This is a genomic window from Nonomuraea aurantiaca (genome assembly GCF_020215705.1).
GTDB lineage: Bacteria > Actinomycetota > Actinomycetes > Streptosporangiales > Streptosporangiaceae > Nonomuraea > Nonomuraea aurantiaca.
In genome coordinates this window covers 86,465-103,799 of the sequence record NZ_JAIWNB010000034.1, presented here as the reverse complement: position 1 = coordinate 103,799, position 17,335 = coordinate 86,465, and the positions used below count along the sequence as shown (strand labels likewise).

The following is a 17,335-nucleotide window of genomic DNA, read 5'->3' as shown; positions in this document are numbered from 1 at the left end:
CGCCCAACGCCGCGAACGCGCCCGCATCCGAAGCGAGAAAGGCATCCGCTGGGGCGGCCGACCTCTGACTTCCGCAGCCTGAAGCCTCGTCATCCAACCCGGCGATCGTTTCCGGTCACAGCACTAGGCGAAAGCGACCAGGCCCGGGCCGAGCTGGTCCACGCCCATCAAGCGGCCCGCGAGGCGGATGACCCGAGGATGGAGGCGGTCGTCCTGGAGTCGCTCGGGCAGGTCGCCCTGGCCCGAGCGGACGCCCTCGGCCTGGAGGATGCCGGCGCCCACTTCGCCGCCGCGCTGGCCATCCACGAAGGGCTGGGCAACACGCGGGGGATCGGCCTGCAGAGTTACCATCTCGGCCTGGTCCACAGCCGCGCAGGCCGGCACGAAATGGCGATCGCCGCCTTCGATCGGGCCCTGGCCCTCATGACCTCGGCCGGTGACGAGCTCAGCCAGGGGAAGATCCACCTCGTCCTGGGTGAGGCCCACCGCGAGCTCGGCCACTCCGCGCAGGCGCTGCACTCGGCGCGGATCGCCGCGGACATCATGCGCGAGCGCCGCATTCCGGCCAAGGAGACGCGCGCCCTGGAACTACTGGCCGACCTCGACCACGGGGACTCCGGGGGCTATCTGCGGCAGGCCATCGCGGTCTGCCTCGCCTCCGGCAACCTGCCCAAGGCCGAGGAGCTCCGCGCTCGCCTGAGCGGCTAAGCGAGGTCGATGGCCGTTTCCCGCGCGCCGACCCGGACGCTGGTCAGGGGGCCGTCGCCGTGGGTCAGCCAGCCGTACACCGCGGACGGCAGGCACCGGGGGTCGAGCTCGCCGCGCGTTCCGGCGGACGCGGTGACCTCGAACCGCCGCCCGTCCCGCAGCGCCAGGCGGACCCGCCGCGTACCGGTCACCTCGGCCGTCATGAGACAGCCGGGGTAGCGCCGCAGGGTCTCCGCCGCCCAGCCGTCGGCCGGGTCCCCGCGGACGATGATGGCCGCGGTCTCCAGCCGCCGCCGGTCCGGCTCCTCGGCGTCCACGACGAGATGCGGATCTCGTACGTGCTGCCCCGCGCCGACCACGGGAAAGCGGCGCAAGGACACGGTGCCGTCCTGGACCTCGGCTTCGACCAGGAACGAGAGCACCTCGCCACGCTCCCCCAAGGGATCGGGCAGCGCCGTGGCGGCGGGCTCGGGTCCGGGTTCGAGGTCCATCAGCCGGTACGCGACCTGCCGTAACAACGTGCCCGCCCGGCCGGACTCGCCCAGCGTCCGCTCGGTGACCTCGTCATAGGCGCCCGGCCGGTACGTGTCCATGATCCGCCCGATCTGCCCCGGCAGGTCCCGCCGTGGGTCGAGGCGGGGCAGCGCCCGGGACAGCGCGGCCGTGGGGGAGGCCGGATCGAGCTCCTCGGCCTCGCGACCGGACGAGGCCAGGAGGGTGGGGCGGCCCAGCGCGGCGCCGTAGAAGGTGACGGAGCCGTGATCGCCCACGACCACGTCCGCCGCCAGGAGCGCCGCCTGCCAGCCCTGCCGGGGAGGGAGCAGCACCAGACCGGCGTCGAGGGCGTCACCCAGCCACAGCCGGACCTGCAGGCCGCCGTGGCCGTACCAGACGTTCGGATGCGCGGCCAGGACCACCTGGTACTCGTCCACCGGCAACTCGGCCGTCAGCCGCGCGACCAGGTCGTGGTTGGCGCCGAGCAGGGAGTGCTCGCCCCAGGTGGAGCTGATCAGCACCAGCTTGCGGTCACCGGTGCCGAGGGCGCGCCGGTAGCGGTCGCGCCGCGCCGCGTTCGCCAGGATCCGGTCGAAGCACGGATCGCCGGTCACCACGGCCAGCGGCACCGCTTCCGGGCATTCGCCCGCCAACCGGGTCAGCTGCTCGTGGTGCGACAGGGCGATGGCCGCCGGTACGAGCCGGCCGTCGCGCACCAGCTGGCGCCGGGCGAGACCCGAGACGCCGCCGGCGGCGGAGAGCAGCCGGTTGTGCCCGGCGCCGTGCGGGACCAGCAGCAGCGGGGCCCTCAGCCGGTGCAGATCGCCGTTGGCGCTGGCGGAGACGGCCAGGTCGAACGGCGTGTCGACAGCCTGCGCCCAGGAGACGACACGTGCCTCGACATCCCGCAGATAGTCGCCGATCCCGTCGTCGAACGCCGACCCCGCGGCGACGGTGAACAGCACCTGGACGCGAGGATCCGAACGGAACAGCGGCAGCACGTCCAGCAGCCGGCTCGCCGAGGTGACCGTACGCGCCACCGCGAGGATGTTCCGGCTGGTGCCGACCGTGCGCCAACGGCGAGACCCGGGACCGATCGGTACACGAAGCCAACCCTCGCCGCTCACCACCACTCCGACCGGCCCGATTCCTCAGTAAAAGCCCACCATATGACGCGGGCCCGTCGTCCAGGTACGCGGCCGCCCCATTCTCCGGGAGGTCCCATCGATGGATGCGGCGGCTTCCCCGGGAGGTCCCGTCGATACGGCGGCGCGGGCGGCCGGTCAGTGAGGGCCGCTCGCGGCCGAGCACCGGGCAATCACCTTTTCCGTCATTTACCATATTCCTGGCGTTTCATTGAAGAGCCGGGGGAAGCGCCGATCGCCTCTCCGGCGATGGCGATGAATTCCCGGCGCGATGCCTCGGGGTGCCCCTCCTCGCGCAATCCCGCATTTCCCGACATATCCGGTGCATTCGCATTATATGGCGGCATGATGTGAAATGAGGCTTTGCCTGTCGCCGGGAGACCGGGCCGCTCGCCGCGATTATGGTGGGATATGTTCCTGCCGTATCGGCGTATCCCGGGGAAACCGAATCCGGCGCTCACATCCGACCCCCCGCATCAATCGGGGGACCGATCGTCATTCAGGGAGTGATCTCTGGTGCTCAAGCGTCTGCTTCTCACCGCCGCCCTTGCGGCGTCCACCGTCATCGTCACCGGAACGGCCACCACGCAGCCCGCCGGCGCCGCGAGCGCCTGCCCGCCCACCGCCCAGCAGGTCACCACCACGCCGCAGAGCGTGGCCAAGAAGTGCAAGTGGAAGTGGGACAGCCACCACAACTGGTGCAAGTTCTGCTGGAGCCACGGCCACTGGTCCAAGCAGTGGTGCAAGAGCCACGACCACGGCGGCGGTGGCGGCATGGGCGGTCACGGCCACGGTCATGGGTGGGACCACGACGACGATTGGTGGGATGACGACCACTGACCCACCAGCAACCAGCACCACCCACGTACAACGGTCGCTCCGCGTGGCATCAACACGCGGGGCGATCCCCCATAGGGAAAAGCTGCGGGAAAGGCGCATTCTTCGGCGCGCTTGGTGGTGAATTCCAGAATCTCGCTTCGGCCGGAACCGGGCCCCTGCGGGGAATCAGGAAGATGTTTCGGCCGTGCTCGGGGACGCCAGGCCGAGCATCCGGGTGGTGATCCGGTGCAGGTGGACGCGGAAGCGGTCCACGCTCCTTTCGCCTTCGGAGAAGCTGGAAAGGGGCCTGCTCATCGTTGCATAGCGCACGAAAATGATGACGGACCAGGCGATCGCCCGCACGCAGAGCTCCACGTCGGCCTCGGAGTCCATGAGGCCCGCCTCGGCGGCCCGGTTGAACTTGCTGTAGACCGCATGGACCAGCGGCTCGTTGTAGATCTGCTCCAGGTTCTGCAGATCTGCGGCGTCGCCCAGCCAGCGGTGCATCAGCAGCGCGGAGATGTCGGGGTTGTCGAGGCAGAAGTTCAGGTAGTCGTCGACCAGCGCGTGGACGCTGGCCGCCATCTGTGGCGCTCCCGACTCGTCGAGGCGATCGAGGGCCCGCTCCAACAGCGCCTTCTGCGTGGTGTAACCGCGCCCCATCACCGCCAGATAGAGCTCCCGCTTCGAGCCGGCGAGCTCCATGACGGTCTCGATGTCAAGGTCGGCGGCCTCGGCGATCTGCACCATCGTCGTCGCGTCGTATCCGAGGGCCGCGAACAATCGCGTCGCGGCCGAGATGATCCTTTCCACGCCGCTCCTTTCCTGAACGCCCGCGATTCTCCTGTACGCCCGCGATTCGCGCCTCGGCCCGCTAGGCCGGCTAACCCCATCCACTCCAACAGATCGGCTGTCAAGTCCGGGCAAAGCGACACGCGGCACGGCGGTCTGGCATCATGCGATCATGCGAATCGGGACGCTCGGCGCAGCTCGCATCACCCCCATGGCGCTCGTCAAGCCGGCCCGCGCCGTGCCCGAGGCCGAGGTGGCGGCGGTGGCCGCCCGGGACCGGTCGCGGGCCGAGGAGTTCGCGGCCAAGCACGGCATCCCGCTCGTCCACGACTCCTACGAGCGGCTGATCGCCGACCCCTCCCTGGACGCCGTCTACAACCCGCTGCCGAACGCCCTGCACGCGGAGTGGACGCTCAAGGCGATCGAGGCGGGCAAGCACGTGCTCGCCGAGAAGCCGTTCACCTCCAACGCCGCCGAGGCGCGGTCCGTCGCGGACGCCGCCGCGAAGTCCGGCGTGGTGGTCATGGAGGCGTTCCACTATCGGTATCACCCGCTGATGGAACGGGCTCTGGAGATCGTCGGCACCGAACTCGGCGAGGTCCGGCACGTCGAGACATGGATGTGCTTTCCGCTCCCCAAGTTCTCCGACATCCGCTACTCGCTGGAGCTCGGCGGCGGCGCGCTCATGGACGCGGGCTGCTACGCGGTGCACTGCCTGCGTACGCTCGGGCCGGGCGAGCCCTCGGTCGTGGGCGCGGCGGCCCTGTTGCGATCGCCGGGCGTCGACCGGGCCATGGCCGCCGACCTGCGGTTCCCCACCGGCGCGACCGGGCGGATCCACGCCTCCATGTGGTCGGGGAACCTGCTCAAGATCGCCGCACGGGTCGACGGCGAACGCGGGTCGCTGCGCCTCACGAACTTCGTCGCCCCGCAGCTCTTCCACCGGATGACCGTGACCGTCGACGGCCGGCGGCGCCGCGAGCGCGTGGCCGGCGACGCGACGTACACCTGTCAGCTGCGCGCCTTCGTGGCGGCGGTGCGGCAGGGCACCCCGCCGCTGACTCCGCCGGCGGACTCCGTCGCCAACATGACGGTCATCGACGACATCTACCGCAAGGCAGGGCTTCCCCTTCGCGGCATCCAGTAACCGGTCCTCGCACAGTGAGCATCCCCTGTCCGATTCCCTACTTGAACATCCTATATAACTGGTAGGAAATTGGATGTTAGGTGTTGGGATTTGGAGGGATGACCGTGGATATGCCGAACTTCCTGGTCGTAGGGGTCCCAAAGGCGGGAACGACGGCCCTGCACGCCGCTCTCCAGCGGCATCCGCAGCTCTTCCTGCCACAGGTGAAGGAGCCCAAGTACTTCCTCACCGACGGCCCGCCACCGACCAGGGGCGGGCCCGGCGACGTGGAGACGTACCGGGAGCACGTCTGGCGCCGCGAGGACTACGAGGCGCTGTTCTCCGCGGCGCCCGCGGGGACGCTGGCCGGCGAGTGCACGCCCTTCTACCTGTACGACCGGGACGCGCAGCGGCGCATCAAGGCGGCCATCCCGCACGCCAGGCTCATCGTGATCGTGCGTGACCCGGTCGAGCGCGCCCACTCCAACTGGACCCACCTGTGGTCGGCCGGGCTCGAACCGATCGGCGACGTGGTGCGCGCCTGCGAGGCGGAGGGCAGGCGGATCGCGGCCGGGTGGGCGCACTTCTGGCACTACGTGGGACTCGGCCGGTACGGCGAGCAGCTGGCCGCCCTGTACGAGCTGTTCCCGCGCGAGCAGGTGCTCCTGTTCCGCTACCGGGACCTCGTCGACCGGCCGGCCGACACGCTCGACCGGATCTGCGGCTTCCTCGGGGTGGAGCAGGGGCTGCTGACCGAGATGCCAAGGGAGAACGTGACGGCGCATCCCGACGCGAGCCCGCGGCACGCGGTGCTCTCCTCGGTCCGGCGGCTCCTGCCCGGGACGCTGGCCGATCCCGTCGAGCAGCTGCTCCAGCGGCGGGCCGCCCCGCGCCGCCCCTTGACCTGGGAGCAGCGCCGGCAGCTCATCCCGTACTTCACCGACGACATCCGGCTCCTTCAGCAGGTCACCGGGGAGGACTTCAGCGACTGGCTCAGGCCCAGGGAGCGTTCGGGCGGCCTGGTCGGCACCCGGCCGCCCGGCCAGCGGCAGTCCAGGAACGGGCGCCCGCACCCGTCCTGACGATCAGCGGCTCAGGTCCCAGGGGCAGGCGCCCCTGGGACCCACCCTCCGGAACCCCACCCTGACGATCAGCGCAGCTCGGTGCGCAGCTCGTGGGCTCCGTCGGCGCGGGTGTACTCGTAGTACAGCCGGACGCGGCCGTCCGGCAGGTCGATGATGTCGAGGTACCGCAGGCCGCCGCCCGCGTGCGGCGACATGGCCGCCGGGGCGGTCCCCACCGGGGCCAGCTCGCCGGGGTCGGACCCTATGGCGATCCCGGTGCGCTCCTCATAGTTCTCCGCCGCGCTGGCCCGGCCGTCGTAGAAGGCCAGCACCCGGTCACCCTCGAAACGCACCGAGCTGATCCGTACGCCCCGCCCGTCCCACATCCCCGGCCGCCCGCTCAGCGCCGTGCCGTGCCACGTCCACTCCAGGCCGTCGGCGCTGGTGGCGTAGTCGGTCACCATCCGGTCGGCCTCGTCGGAGTCGGCCAGCGGATGGCAGGAGGCCCACAGGTGCCACTTCCCGTCGTGCCGGACGATCACCGAATCCTTCACGCCGGTCTTGGGGTCGCCGGGCAGGACGGTCTCGCGCGAGCGCGGGTCGAACCGGGCCGGGTCGTCGCTCTCCAGCACCTCCACCCGCCAGTGCTTGGTGCCCGGGGTGGCGCAGCTCAGGTACAGCCGCCAGCGCCCGTCCTCGGTGCGTACCAGGGTGGGCCGTTCCAGGGACTCGGCGGCCATCTCCTCGCGGGTGATCGTCGTCAGGGTCTCGAACCGCTCGCCGTCCACCGAACGCGCCACCACCACCGCGTACCCGCGTCCCTCCCCCACGGGGCGGCGCAGCCGGTAGGCGAGATAGATCAGCCCGTCCGCCGCGACCGCGCTGGGACCCCCTGCCCAGTGTCCCTCGCCCGCGATCGGCGGCGCGATCGCGACGGTCGCGCGGTCGGGGTCGGGGTCGGGGAGCAGGGCAGCGGGAACGTCCGTGGGGTTCGACATGGAGACGAGGCTAGGCGACGACATGGAGTGGGACACCGCTGCTCACCGACCCTTTGCATTCCCTTATTCCTACCTAAATAGTATGGATAATACACCGCTCCCGGCCTGTGCGGCGCATCATGCTTACCGCATCCCGGGATGTGCAGGAATCGGTAAGGGAAGTGCCCTGGTCGTCCGCATTCCTCCATCGACGCGGTCACTATGTGCATCGAGTGCTTACTCAGTGTCATTGGCGGCGATACCTACGGCATTACCCCCAACTGCCGAGACGAGGGCCGGGTACATGAGCGAAACCACGACGAAAACCGCTGTGGACGAGGTTCACGTGCTGTGGACCTCCGAGGGCATGAGCTGCGACGGCGACACGGTCTCGGTGACGGCGGCCTCCAATCCGAGCCTCGAAGCCGTGCTGCTCGGCCTGGTGCCCGGACTGCCGAAGGTGCATCTGCACAACAAGGTGCTGGCGGCGGAGGTGGGCAAGGACTTCATGGCCCCCTTCCACCAGGCCGCGGAGGGCATGCTCCGCCCGTTCGTCTTCGTGGTCGAGGGATCGATCCCCAACGAGAAGATCAACGGCGACGGTTACTGGACGTCGATGGGGAACGACCCGGTCACCGGGCAGCCGATCACCGTCAACCAGTGGATCGACCGGCTCGCGCCGCAGGCGTGGGCGGTGGTCGCGATCGGCACCTGCGCGACGTACGGCGGCATCCACGCCATGGCGGGCAACCCGACGGGAAGCATGGGACTCGGCGACTACCTGGGCCACGATTTCCGCTCGGCCGGCGGGCTGCCCATCATCAACGTGCCGGGCTGCCCCGTGCAGCCCGACAACTTCATGGAGACCCTGACCTGGCTGCTGTACCAGGCCGCCGGGCTGGCGCCCATGATCCCCCTGGACAAGGAGCTGCGACCGACCTGGCTGTTCGGCAAGACGGTGCACGAGGGGTGCGACCGCGCCGGCTACTACGAGCAGGGCGACTTCGCCAAGGACTACAACTCCCCCAAATGCCAGGTCAAGGTCGGCTGCTGGGGGCCGGTGGTCAACTGCAACGTCCCCAAGCGCGGCTGGATGGGCGGGATCGGCGGCTGCCCCAACGTGGGCGGCATCTGCATCGGCTGCACGATGCCCGGGTTCCCGGACAAGTTCATGCCGTTCATGGACCAGCCGCCCGGCGCGCTGGTGTCCTCCACCGCCACTGGAGCGTACGGGTCGGTCATCCGCAAGCTGCGCTCCATCACCAACAGGACGGTCAACAAGGAGCCGAAGTGGCGCCACAACCGGCCTGAGCTGACCAGTGGCTACCAACCGGAACACAGCTAGGGGAGAGGGAACGTCGCGGTGACCATCCGATCCAAGGAGGCTCAGGAGACTCGGCAGCTGGTCGAGATGTCCTGGGACCCGATCACCCGCATCATCGGCAACCTGGGGATCTACACGAAGATCGACTTCAACAACAAGGAAGTCGTCGAGTGCAAGAGCACCTCCTCGTTGTTCCGGGGCTACAGCGTGTTCATGCGCGGGAAGGACCCGCGGGACTCGCACTTCATCACCAGCCGCATCTGCGGCATCTGCGGCGACAACCACGCGACCTGCTCGGTCTACGCCCAGAACATGGCCTACGGCGTCAAGACGCCGCCGCTGGGCGAGTGGATCATCAATCTCGGCGAGGCGGCCGAGTACATGTTCGACCACACGCTGTTCCAGGACAACCTGGTCTTCGTCGACTACTGCGAGCAGATTGTCAAGGAGACCAACCCCACCCTGCTGCGCCGGGCGGAGACCACCGAGGCACCGCACGGCGGCGTCCACGGGTACCGGACGATCGCCGACATCATGCGGGCGTTCAACCCGTTCACCGGCGCGATGTACCGCGAGGCGCTGCAGGTCAGCCGGATCACCCGGGAGATGTTCTGCCTGATGGAGGGGCGGCACGTACACCCCTCGACCCTCTACCCAGGCGGCGTGGGCACGGTGGCGACGCCCCAGCTGTTCACCGACTACCTGTCCCGGCTGCTCAGGGTGCTCGACTTCGTGAAGAAGGTCGTCCCGGTCAACGACGACCTGTTCGACTTCTTCTACGAGGCGCTGCCGGGCTACGAGGAGGTCGGCCGGCGGCGGACGATGCTGGGCTGCTGGGGTTCGTTCCAGGACCCGGCCGTGGTCGACTACGACTACCGGAACATGGGCGAGTGGGGCCGGGGCATGTTCGTTACTCCGGGCATCGTCCTGGACGGCGAGCTGCGCACCACGAGCCTGGTGGACATCAACCTCGGCATGCGGATCCTGCTGGGCAGCTCGTATTACGACGACTGGGTGAACGAGGAGGTCTTCGTCACCCACGACCCGCTGGGCAACCCGGTGGACCGGCGTCATCCGTGGAACCAGACGACGCTGCCGAAGCCGCAGAAGCGCGACCTGGCGGACGGCAACTACAGCTGGGTCATGAGCCCCCGCTGGTACGACGACCGCACCGGCGATCACCTCGCGCTCGACACCGGGGGCGGGGCCCTCGCGCGGCTCTGGACCACGGCGCTGGCCGGCATCGTCGACACCGGAGCGGTCCGGGCGACCGGCCACAGCGTGGAGATCAACCTGCCCAAGAGCGCGGCCCTGCCGGAGATGCGGTTCGAGTGGAAGATCCCCAAGTGGTCCAACACGATCGAGCGCAACCGGGCCCGCATCTACTTCGTCGCCTACTCCGCCGCGATGGCCTTCCACTTCCTGGACCAGGCGATGGCCGAGGTACGCGCCAGCCGGACGCAGGTCTTCGCCGACTTCGACGTGCCGGATGACGCGATCGGCTGCGGCTTCCACGAGGCGGTGCGCGGGGTCCTGTCCCACCACATGGTGATCCGCGACGGCAAGATCGCCAACTACCACCCGTACCCGCCCACGCCGTGGAACGCCAGCCCGCGGGACATCTACGGCACTCCCGGTCCGTACGAGGACGCGGTCCAGGGCATGCACATCTTCGAGGAGAACGGCCCGGAGAAGTTCAAGGGCATCGACATCATGCGTACGGTCCGCAGCTTCGACCCCTGCCTGCCGTGCGGCGTCCACATGTACCTCGGCGACGGGAAGGTGCTCAAGCAGGTGCACTCCCCGACGCTGGGCACGAGCGTCTCCGGTTAGGGGGCGGGCGATGTCACTGACCGACCGCGAGGTGGCCGACCGGGTGGCCCGGGTGGACGCCCTGCTGGACGGCGTCGAGTCGCTGCCCGACCCGGAGTCCACCATCGAGGTGCTCCAGGCGCTGCTCGACCTGTACGGCGAGGCGCTCGCCCGGATCGTCGCGATCGGCGGGGAAAAGCTCGGGCCGGCGCTCGCGCAGGACGAACTGGTCTCCTACCTGCTGGTGCTGCACGACCTGCACCCGCTGGACGTGTCCGCCCGGGTGGAGAAGGCCGTGAGCGGTGTACGGCCCCGGCTCGGCGGCGCGGCCGTGGAGGCGGTGGCCGTGGCGGACGGGGTGGCGAGCGTCCGGCTCCTGCGCGGTCGCGGCGGCTGCGGCGGCCACGGCAGGGGTGGCGGTGGCGGCCCGGTCGACCGGGCCGCCCTGCTGGAGGAGGCGATCCGCAACGCGGCCCCGGAGCTCGACCGGGTGGAAGTCGAGGAGATCGGCCCGGCACCCGTCTTGATCTCCATCGACGCCTTGCGCCGCGACCCCGGCGCACGGACGTCGTGAGGGGGCGCGGCATGCCAGGAGGGGGTCTGCGCGGCCTCATCGACCGGACGGCCGAGCGACGCGCGGCTGACCGGTCCGCCGCCGAGCAGGCTGCGGCTGGCCGGCCTGCGACCGACCGGCGTGCGGCTGGCCGGCCTGCGGCCGTTCACGACGACAGCCCCTGCCGGTGCGAGCTGTGCGCCGCGCCCATCCCCGCCGACCACCGTCACCTGCTCGAACCGGCGGGCCGCGAACCGCGCTGTGCCTGCCGGCCGTGCGCGCTGCTCTTCGAGCATCCACCGGCCGAAGGGGACCGCTACCGTCTGGTGCCCGACCGCCGGTGGTATCTGCCGGACTTCGCCCTCGACGACGCCACCTGGGCGGCCCTGGACATTCCCGTTCAGATGGCCTTCGCCTGCCACGACTCGGCCGAGGGCCGGACCGTGATCCGATACCCGGGCCCGGCCGGAGCGGTCGAGGCCGCGGTCGAGCCGGCCGCCTGGGCCGCGGTGGAGGAGGCCAACCCGGTGCTGCGGCGGCTGGCCCCCGACGTGGAGGCGCTGCTGGTCAACCGGACGCGCGACGCGCGAGACCACTGGCTGGTGCCGATCGACGACTGCTTCGCCCTCGTCGCCGTGCTCAGGTCTCACTGGAAGGGCCTGGCCGGCGGCCAGGACGTCTGGAACGAGGTCGGCGCCTTCTTCACCGAGCTGCGGCGCCGGGCCAAGCCCATGCCTGTGGGCCTCTTGAAATCCGTCGGCCTGTCGAAAGGAGTTTCACGATGACCGGCACCATCAAGGTGGGTCGTCCCGATGCGCGGCCCGACATGACCGCGCACCTGAAGGGCGTCCATGAGGGCAACGCGGTCGGCAACTACGAGCAGCAACCGGGTCACCTTCCCGACGGCCGCTCGACGGCGGCGCGATCCACCGGGATCAACCCCAAGGACCGCGACCCGATCGACCCGGCCATGCCCAACCTGTCCCCCGCATGAGGCCGGACTCCGCCTTCGCCATGCGGGAGGACGCGCCGCCGCCGGCGCTCAGGTTCGTGATCGAGAGCGCCGCGGCGGTGGAGTTCGCCGCCGTGCCGACGGTGCGGTTCACGCTGCGGATCGACGGCGCCGGCTCGTCGCCGATCCGCAGCGTCGCGCTGGACACCCACATCCGCATCGACGCCGCGCGGCGCCAATACGACCCGCCCACCCGGCAGCGGCTCACCGACCTGTTCGGCGCGCCCGAGGACTGGGGCAGGACATCGAGGAGCCTGCTGTGGGCGCGGGTGGTGACGCAGGTACCCGGCTTCGACGGGCACACGGTGGCGAGCATCGACGTGGCCTGCACCTACGACTTCGAGGTGGCGGTCGCCAAGTACTTCCACTCCCTGCCGGACGGTGAGGTCCCGCTGACCTTCCTGTTCAGCGGGACGATCTTCTACCTCGACGCCGGCCTGCTCCGGGCGGCCCGGATCCCGTGGGACACCGATGTCGCGTTCCGGATGCCGGTCCGGGTCTGGAAGGACGTCATGGAGCACTACTTCCCGCGCAGCGCCTGGCTCCGGCTGGACCGCGACGCCTTCGACCGGCTGTACGACTACAAGGTCCGGCACACGCTGACGACCTGGGACGACGTCGTGGCGGCGCTGCTTGTCAGTGAAAAGGGCGGGGGCTGACCGATGGACCAGGTGACACAGGTCGCGCGCGCGGTGCTGTACGAGGGCTACCTGCTGTGGCCCTACCGCCGCTCGGCGCTCAAGAACGCGCAGCGCTGGACCCTGGGCGGCGTCTACCCGGAGCGGTGCGCCGAGACGGGCGACTCCTCGCTGATGCGTACCCAGGTGCTGATCGAGGCGGACCCGGCCGACACCATCGACGTCCGGGTGTGCTTCCTGCACGCCGTCACCCGCCAGGTCGCGCGCGGCACCGGCGAGGAGCTCGTGCCGGTCGCGGAGCTGACGGCCGGGGGCGAGCGCCACGTGGCCAGGGATGAGGCGACCGAGCGGGAGGTCGCCGCGGTCGGGCTCGACCTCGGGGGTCTGGTCCAGCGGGCCGCCGTGGTGGACATCGACATACCCGAGGGCGGGGACGTCGAATGGCTGCTCGGCCCGGACGGGCGCGGGGTCGGGGCGCTTTCGCGCAGCTGGCGGGCGCTGCGCGGGCGGATCGAGGTGAAGGCGGAACGCCCGGCGCCCGGCGTCTTCCGGATCACCGTCGAGGTCGCCAACACGACCGGCTGGGCGGGCGGCAGCCGTAGCGAGGGGCTGAAACAGGCGTTCCTCTCCGCGCACACGGTCCTGCACGCGCCGCGCGGGCGGTTCGTCTCCCTGACCGACCCGCCGGAAGAGCTGCGGACGCTCGCGGAAGGCTGCGACAACGCCGGCGCCTGGCCGGTCCTGGTGGGCGAGGAGGGCGAGCGGCACACCATGCTCTCGGCGCCGATCATCCTGTACGACTACCCCCGGATCGCGCCGGAGAGTCCGGGTGACCTCTTCGACGCCACCGAGATCGACCAGTTGCTCACCCTGAGCGTGCTCGCCCTGACCGAGGAGGAGCGGCGGGAGATCCGCGACGGCGATCCCCGGGCCAGGGAGATCCTCGACCGATGCGCCTCGCTCACGCCCGAGCGGCTCATGCGGCTGCACGGCACGGTACGCGAGATCCGTCCGCTGATCGAACAGGAGCCGGTACATGACCGCGACGGATGACTTCTGGGCCCGGATGGAACGACGGGGCCCGGACACGGTGATCGTGGACGGCGTGACGCTCGGCGCGGGCAGCCGGGTGCGGCTGCGCCCACGATCGCGCGCGGACGTCTTCGACCTCGCCCTCGGCGGCCGGGTGGCCGTCGTCGAGAGCGTCGAACAGGACGAGGCGGGCGGCCTCCACCTGGCCGTCACCCTTGAGGAGGATCCCGGCCGCGACCTGGGAGAGGCGAAGCTGCCCGGACACCGGTTCTTCTACTCCGCCGAGGAGGTGGAGCCGATCGTGGAGGAGAGCCGGCCCGCCCGTGTCCTGATCGCGGGCATCGGCAACATCTTCCTGGGCGACGACGGCTTCGGCGTCGAGGTGGCGCGGCTGCTGGCGGCCGAGGACCTGCCTCCCGGAGTGGACGTCGTGGACTTCGGGATCCGCGGCATGGACCTGGCCTACGCCCTGCAACGCGACTACGACACGGTGATCTTCGTGGACGCCGCGCCGCGCGGGGAGGCTCCCGGGACGCTGACCGTACTCGAACCGGCCGAGCCGGAGGCGGGCGTACCCATGGAGACCCACGGCATGGACCCGGTACGCGTGCTCCGGCTGGCCGCCGAGCTGGGCCGGATACCGCGCCGGGTGCTCGTCGTCGCCTGCGAACCGGCGACCGTGATGACCGGGGAGCCGGACGAAGAGGTGCTGGTCGCGCTGAGCGAGCCGGTTCGCGCGGCCCTCGGCCCGGCGCTCAAGACGGTCCGGTCCCTTGTCGAGACTTGATCGAAGACATCGAGGGACCGGGGTTACCGAAAACCGAGGAGGTGGAAACGGATGAGGAAGGGGCCGGTGGTGGCTCTGGTGACGCTGTGCGCGGCCGTCGCGATGATCGCCGCGCAATGGCCGGAGATCAAGCGCTACCTGAACATGAGAAGGATGTAGGCACTTCATGCATGAGCTAGGAATGTGCGAGGGCCTGGTCGACCTGGTCCGGCAGCAGGCGGACGGCCGGCGGGTCACCGGGCTGCGGGTCCGGATCGGCGCCCGCCACGCCGTCGTGGGCGAGGCGTTCGACCATGCCTTCGCGCTCGCCGCCGAGGGCAGCGCCGCCGAGGGGGCGGCGCTCGACCTCGTCGTCACGCCCGTCACCGTGGACTGCGGGGCCTGTGGTCACCAGTCGGAGTCGGTCGACGTGCTCGCGGTCTGCGCGCGGTGCGGCGACGACGACGTGGACGTCCGCGGCGGCGACGAGCTGGTCCTGGAATCGGTCCAGTTCAAGGAGGAAGCCGATGTGCCTCGGGATCCCCGGTGAGCTGGTGGGCGACGTCGAGGAGCACACCGACCTCGCCATGGTGGACGTCAGCGGGGTACGCCGCCGCATCAACATGGGGCTGCTCGCCGACGACCACCTCAAGCCCGGCGACTGGGTGCTCGTCCACGTGGGATTCGCCCTGTCGAAGATCTCCGAGTCCGAGGCCAAGGCCGTGATGGACATGCTGCACGGCCTCGGGCAGGCGTACACCGACGAGATCGACGCGCTCAAGGAATCGGACATCTCATGACCCACGCAGGCAGGGAGTGCGATGCGCTTCGTCGATGAGTTCCGCGACGCCGACGCGGCCCGGGCGCTGGCCGCGCGGATAGCCGCCCGGTGCGAGCCGGGACGCCGGTACAAGTTCATGGAGGTGTGCGGCGGACACACGCACACCATCTACAAGCACGGCATCGAGGACTACCTGCCGGAGGCCGTGACGCTCGTGCACGGGCCGGGCTGTCCCGTCTGCGTCATCCCCATGGGCCGGGTGGACGACGCCGTCCACATCGCGCGGCAGCCCGATGTGATCATGACGTCGTTCGGCGACATGATGCGGGTGCCCGGGGGAGCAGCCACGTTCCTCGACGCCAAGGCGCAGGGCGCCGACATCCGGATGGTGTACTCGCCCCTCGACGCGCTCAAGATCGCCCGGGAGAATCCGGACCGGCGGGTCGTGTTCATGGCGATCGGCTTCGAGACCACGGCGCCGTCGACGGCGGTGACCGTGCTGCGGGCGGCCGAGGAGGGCATCGACAACTTCTCCGTCTTCTGCAACCACGTCCTGATCATCCCGGCCGTCAAGGCGATCCTCGACTCGCCCGACCTGCGGCTCGACGGCTTCATCGGCCCCGGCCACGTCTCGACGATCATCGGCTGCCGGCCGTACGAGTTCATCGCGCGCGACTACCGGCAGCCGTTCGTGGTCGCCGGGTTCGAGCCGCTCGACATCCTCCACGCGGTCGACCTGCTCCTCGGCCAGCTGGCCGAGGGCCGGGGCGAGGTGGAGAACCAGTACGCGCGGGTGGTGCCGTGGGAGGGCAACCGGATCGCCATGGAGGTGATCGGGACGGTGATGCGCGTGCGCCCGCACTTCGAGTGGCGTGGGCTCGGCTTCATCTCGCACTCGGCGCTGGAGATGGCCGAGGAGTACGCCGCCTTCGACGCGGAGCGGATCTTCGACATCCCCGGCACACGCATCGCCGACCCCATGGCGTGCCAGTGCGGCGAGGTGCTCAAGGGCGTGCTCAAGCCCTGGGAGTGCAAGGTGTTCGGCACCGCCTGTACCCCGGAGACACCGATCGGGACCTGCATGGTCTCCTCGGAGGGGGCGTGCGCGGCGTACTACAACTTCGGCCGGTTCAGCCGGGAACGAGTGCGGGAGGCGACCCGGGCATGACCACGGAGAAGCAGGTCCTCGACCGGATCGAGCGCGTACGGCGGCGCCGCGCGGTGGTCCGGGAGGAACGCATCACGCTGGCGCACGGCTCCGGCGGCAAGGCGACCCGGACCCTGATCGACGCGGTCTTCCTGGAGGCGTTCCGCAATCCGCTGCTCGCCCCGCTGGAGGACGGGGCCACGCTGGCGCTGGACGGCGCCCGTGCGGTGTTCACCACCGACGCGTTCGTGGTCTCCCCGCTGTTCTTCCCCGGCGGCGACATCGGCGACCTGGCGGTCAACGGCACCGTGAACGACCTCGCGGTATGCGGTGCCCGGCCGCTGTACCTGTCCGCCGGGTTCATCCTCGAAGAGGGGTTCCCGGTCGGCGACCTGCGGCGGATCGTCGCCTCGATGGCGGCCGCGGCGGAGGCGGCGGGCGTCTCGATCGTCACCGGGGACACCAAGGTCGTCCAGCGGGGGAAGGCCGACGGCTGCTACATCACCACCGCCGGGGTCGGCGTCGTCGAGCGCCCGATCACGCCGTCCATCTCCGCTGCCCGGCCTGGCGACGCGGTCATCGTGTCCGGGCCGATCGGCGAGCACGGTGCCGCCATCATGCTGGCCCGTGGCGAGCTCGGCATCGAGGCGGACACGGTCTCCGACACTGCCCCGCTGAACGGCCTGGTGGCCGAACTGCTGGACGCCCTTCCCACTCAGGTGCGGACATTGCGGGACGCCACCCGTGGCGGGGTGGCCACTGTGCTGAACGAGGTGGCGGCCGCCTCGGGCGTCTCCGTGGTGATGGACGAGGAGTCTGTACCGGTTCAGCCCGCTGTCACCGGGATGTGCGAGCTGCTCGGGATCGACCCGCTGTACGTCGCCTGCGAAGGGCGGCTGGTCGCCGTCGTGGACGGCGACCACGCCGAGCGGGCGGTCGACATCATGCGCGGCCATCCGGTCGGCGCCGGGGCCGCGATCATCGGGTGGGTCGGGGAGGACCCGCCCGGCCTGGTGCTGCTGAGGACCGCCTTCGGCGGCACCCGCATCGTGGACCTGCTGGTCGGCGACCCGCTGCCGCGCATCTGCTGAGGCCGTGCGACCCGTTCGGCGGGTCGCTCGGTGCCGAGCTCCCGCCGCCACAG

Annotated in this window: 20 protein-coding genes; 17 read left to right on the top strand and 3 right to left on the bottom strand. The window is 70.4% G+C overall.

Features of this window, described 5'->3' with window-relative positions; genetic code table 11:
* Positions 1–198: 198 nt before the first annotated feature.
* Complete coding sequence (locus LDL49_RS47885) at positions 199–708, top strand: tetratricopeptide repeat protein (RefSeq protein ID WP_225301619.1); 510 nt, start codon at positions 199–201, stop codon at positions 706–708.
* On the opposite strand, the gene LDL49_RS47880 is transcribed toward LDL49_RS47885, so the two are convergent.
* Complete coding sequence (locus LDL49_RS47880) at positions 705–2,243, bottom strand: CDP-glycerol glycerophosphotransferase family protein (protein ID WP_225301618.1); 1,539 nt, start codon at positions 2,241–2,243, stop codon at positions 705–707. The two genes, LDL49_RS47885 and LDL49_RS47880, sit on opposite strands and share 4 nt — an antisense overlap.
* A gap of 621 nt (positions 2,244–2,864) precedes the next feature.
* Between LDL49_RS47880 and LDL49_RS47875 the strand changes: the two genes are divergently transcribed.
* Entirely contained in the window at positions 2,865–3,188 is a 324-nt protein-coding gene (locus LDL49_RS47875) for a hypothetical protein (protein WP_225301617.1), read from the top strand.
* Positions 3,189–3,353: 165 nt separating this feature from the next.
* Here LDL49_RS47875 and LDL49_RS47870 read toward each other — a convergent pair whose 3' ends face one another.
* Positions 3,354–3,980: a TetR/AcrR family transcriptional regulator gene (locus LDL49_RS47870; RefSeq protein WP_225301616.1), complete on the bottom strand. Its 627-nt coding sequence runs from the start codon at positions 3,978–3,980 to the stop codon at positions 3,354–3,356.
* A 151-nt stretch (positions 3,981–4,131) separates the two neighbouring features.
* On the opposite strand from LDL49_RS47870, the gene LDL49_RS47865 reads away from it, so the two are divergent.
* Together LDL49_RS47865 and LDL49_RS47860 are read left to right on the top strand one after the other, a co-directional pair.
* Complete coding sequence (locus LDL49_RS47865; RefSeq protein ID WP_225301615.1) at positions 4,132–5,106, top strand: Gfo/Idh/MocA family protein; 975 nt, start codon at positions 4,132–4,134, stop codon at positions 5,104–5,106.
* 98 nt (positions 5,107–5,204) lie between these two features.
* Positions 5,205–6,167: a sulfotransferase family protein gene (locus tag LDL49_RS47860; RefSeq protein WP_225301614.1), complete on the top strand. Its 963-nt coding sequence runs from the start codon at positions 5,205–5,207 to the stop codon at positions 6,165–6,167.
* Between the two features lie 68 nt (positions 6,168–6,235).
* Here the strand turns inward: LDL49_RS47860 and LDL49_RS47855 are convergent, their stop codons facing one another.
* On the bottom strand, positions 6,236–7,147 hold the full coding sequence (locus LDL49_RS47855; RefSeq protein ID WP_225301613.1) for a glycoside hydrolase family 32 protein: 912 nt from the start codon (positions 7,145–7,147) through the stop codon (positions 6,236–6,238).
* 283 nt (positions 7,148–7,430) lie between these two features.
* On the opposite strand from LDL49_RS47855, the gene LDL49_RS47850 reads away from it, so the two are divergent.
* Genes LDL49_RS47850 through hypE form a run of 13 tightly spaced genes read left to right on the top strand, consistent with a single transcriptional unit; the run spans position 7,431 to position 17,282 of the window.
* Positions 7,431–8,471 (top strand): NADH-quinone oxidoreductase subunit B family protein, encoded by a 1,041-nt coding sequence (locus LDL49_RS47850; protein ID WP_225301612.1) that lies wholly within the window; start codon positions 7,431–7,433, stop codon positions 8,469–8,471.
* Positions 8,472–8,489: 18 nt separating this feature from the next.
* On the top strand, positions 8,490–10,283 hold the full coding sequence (locus LDL49_RS47845; RefSeq protein WP_225301611.1) for a nickel-dependent hydrogenase large subunit: 1,794 nt from the start codon (positions 8,490–8,492) through the stop codon (positions 10,281–10,283).
* Positions 10,284–10,293: 10 nt separating this feature from the next.
* On the top strand, positions 10,294–10,836 hold the full coding sequence (locus LDL49_RS47840) for a NifU-related iron-sulfur-binding protein (protein ID WP_225301610.1): 543 nt from the start codon (positions 10,294–10,296) through the stop codon (positions 10,834–10,836).
* Between the two features lie 11 nt (positions 10,837–10,847).
* Entirely contained in the window at positions 10,848–11,600 is a 753-nt protein-coding gene (locus LDL49_RS47835) for a DUF5947 family protein (RefSeq protein WP_225301609.1), read from the top strand.
* Positions 11,597–11,809 carry a hypothetical protein gene (locus tag LDL49_RS47830; RefSeq protein WP_225301608.1) on the top strand — a complete coding sequence of 71 codons (213 nt, stop codon included), beginning with the start codon at positions 11,597–11,599 and terminating at the stop codon, positions 11,807–11,809. Before LDL49_RS47835 ends, LDL49_RS47830 begins: the two co-directional genes overlap by 4 nt.
* Positions 11,806–12,486: a DUF6084 family protein gene (locus LDL49_RS47825; protein ID WP_225301607.1), complete on the top strand. Its 681-nt coding sequence runs from the start codon at positions 11,806–11,808 to the stop codon at positions 12,484–12,486. The genes LDL49_RS47830 and LDL49_RS47825 overlap by 4 nt, the downstream gene beginning before the upstream one ends.
* Positions 12,487–12,489: 3 nt before the next feature.
* Positions 12,490–13,518, top strand: coding sequence for a hypothetical protein (locus LDL49_RS47820; protein WP_225301606.1), 1,029 nt, complete (start codon positions 12,490–12,492; stop codon positions 13,516–13,518).
* A complete protein-coding gene (locus LDL49_RS47815; protein WP_225301605.1) occupies positions 13,502–14,284 on the top strand; it encodes a hydrogenase maturation protease in 783 nt (260 codons plus the stop codon). Before LDL49_RS47820 ends, LDL49_RS47815 begins: the two co-directional genes overlap by 17 nt.
* A 51-nt stretch (positions 14,285–14,335) precedes the next feature.
* Entirely contained in the window at positions 14,336–14,443 is a 108-nt protein-coding gene (locus LDL49_RS59500) for a DUF6893 family small protein (RefSeq protein WP_372470685.1), read from the top strand.
* A 7-nt stretch (positions 14,444–14,450) separates the two neighbouring features.
* A complete protein-coding gene (locus tag LDL49_RS47810; RefSeq protein ID WP_225301604.1) occupies positions 14,451–14,813 on the top strand; it encodes a hydrogenase maturation nickel metallochaperone HypA in 363 nt (120 codons plus the stop codon).
* Entirely contained in the window at positions 14,791–15,063 is a 273-nt protein-coding gene (locus LDL49_RS47805) for a HypC/HybG/HupF family hydrogenase formation chaperone (RefSeq protein ID WP_225301603.1), read from the top strand. The genes LDL49_RS47810 and LDL49_RS47805 overlap by 23 nt, the downstream gene beginning before the upstream one ends.
* Before the next feature lie 21 nt (positions 15,064–15,084).
* Positions 15,085–16,212 carry a hydrogenase formation protein HypD gene (gene hypD, locus LDL49_RS47800; protein ID WP_225301602.1) on the top strand — a complete coding sequence of 376 codons (1,128 nt, stop codon included), beginning with the start codon at positions 15,085–15,087 and terminating at the stop codon, positions 16,210–16,212.
* On the top strand, positions 16,209–17,282 hold the full coding sequence (hypE, locus tag LDL49_RS47795; RefSeq protein ID WP_225301601.1) for a hydrogenase expression/formation protein HypE: 1,074 nt from the start codon (positions 16,209–16,211) through the stop codon (positions 17,280–17,282). The genes hypD and hypE overlap by 4 nt, the downstream gene beginning before the upstream one ends.
* Positions 17,283–17,335: the final 53 nt, after the last annotated feature.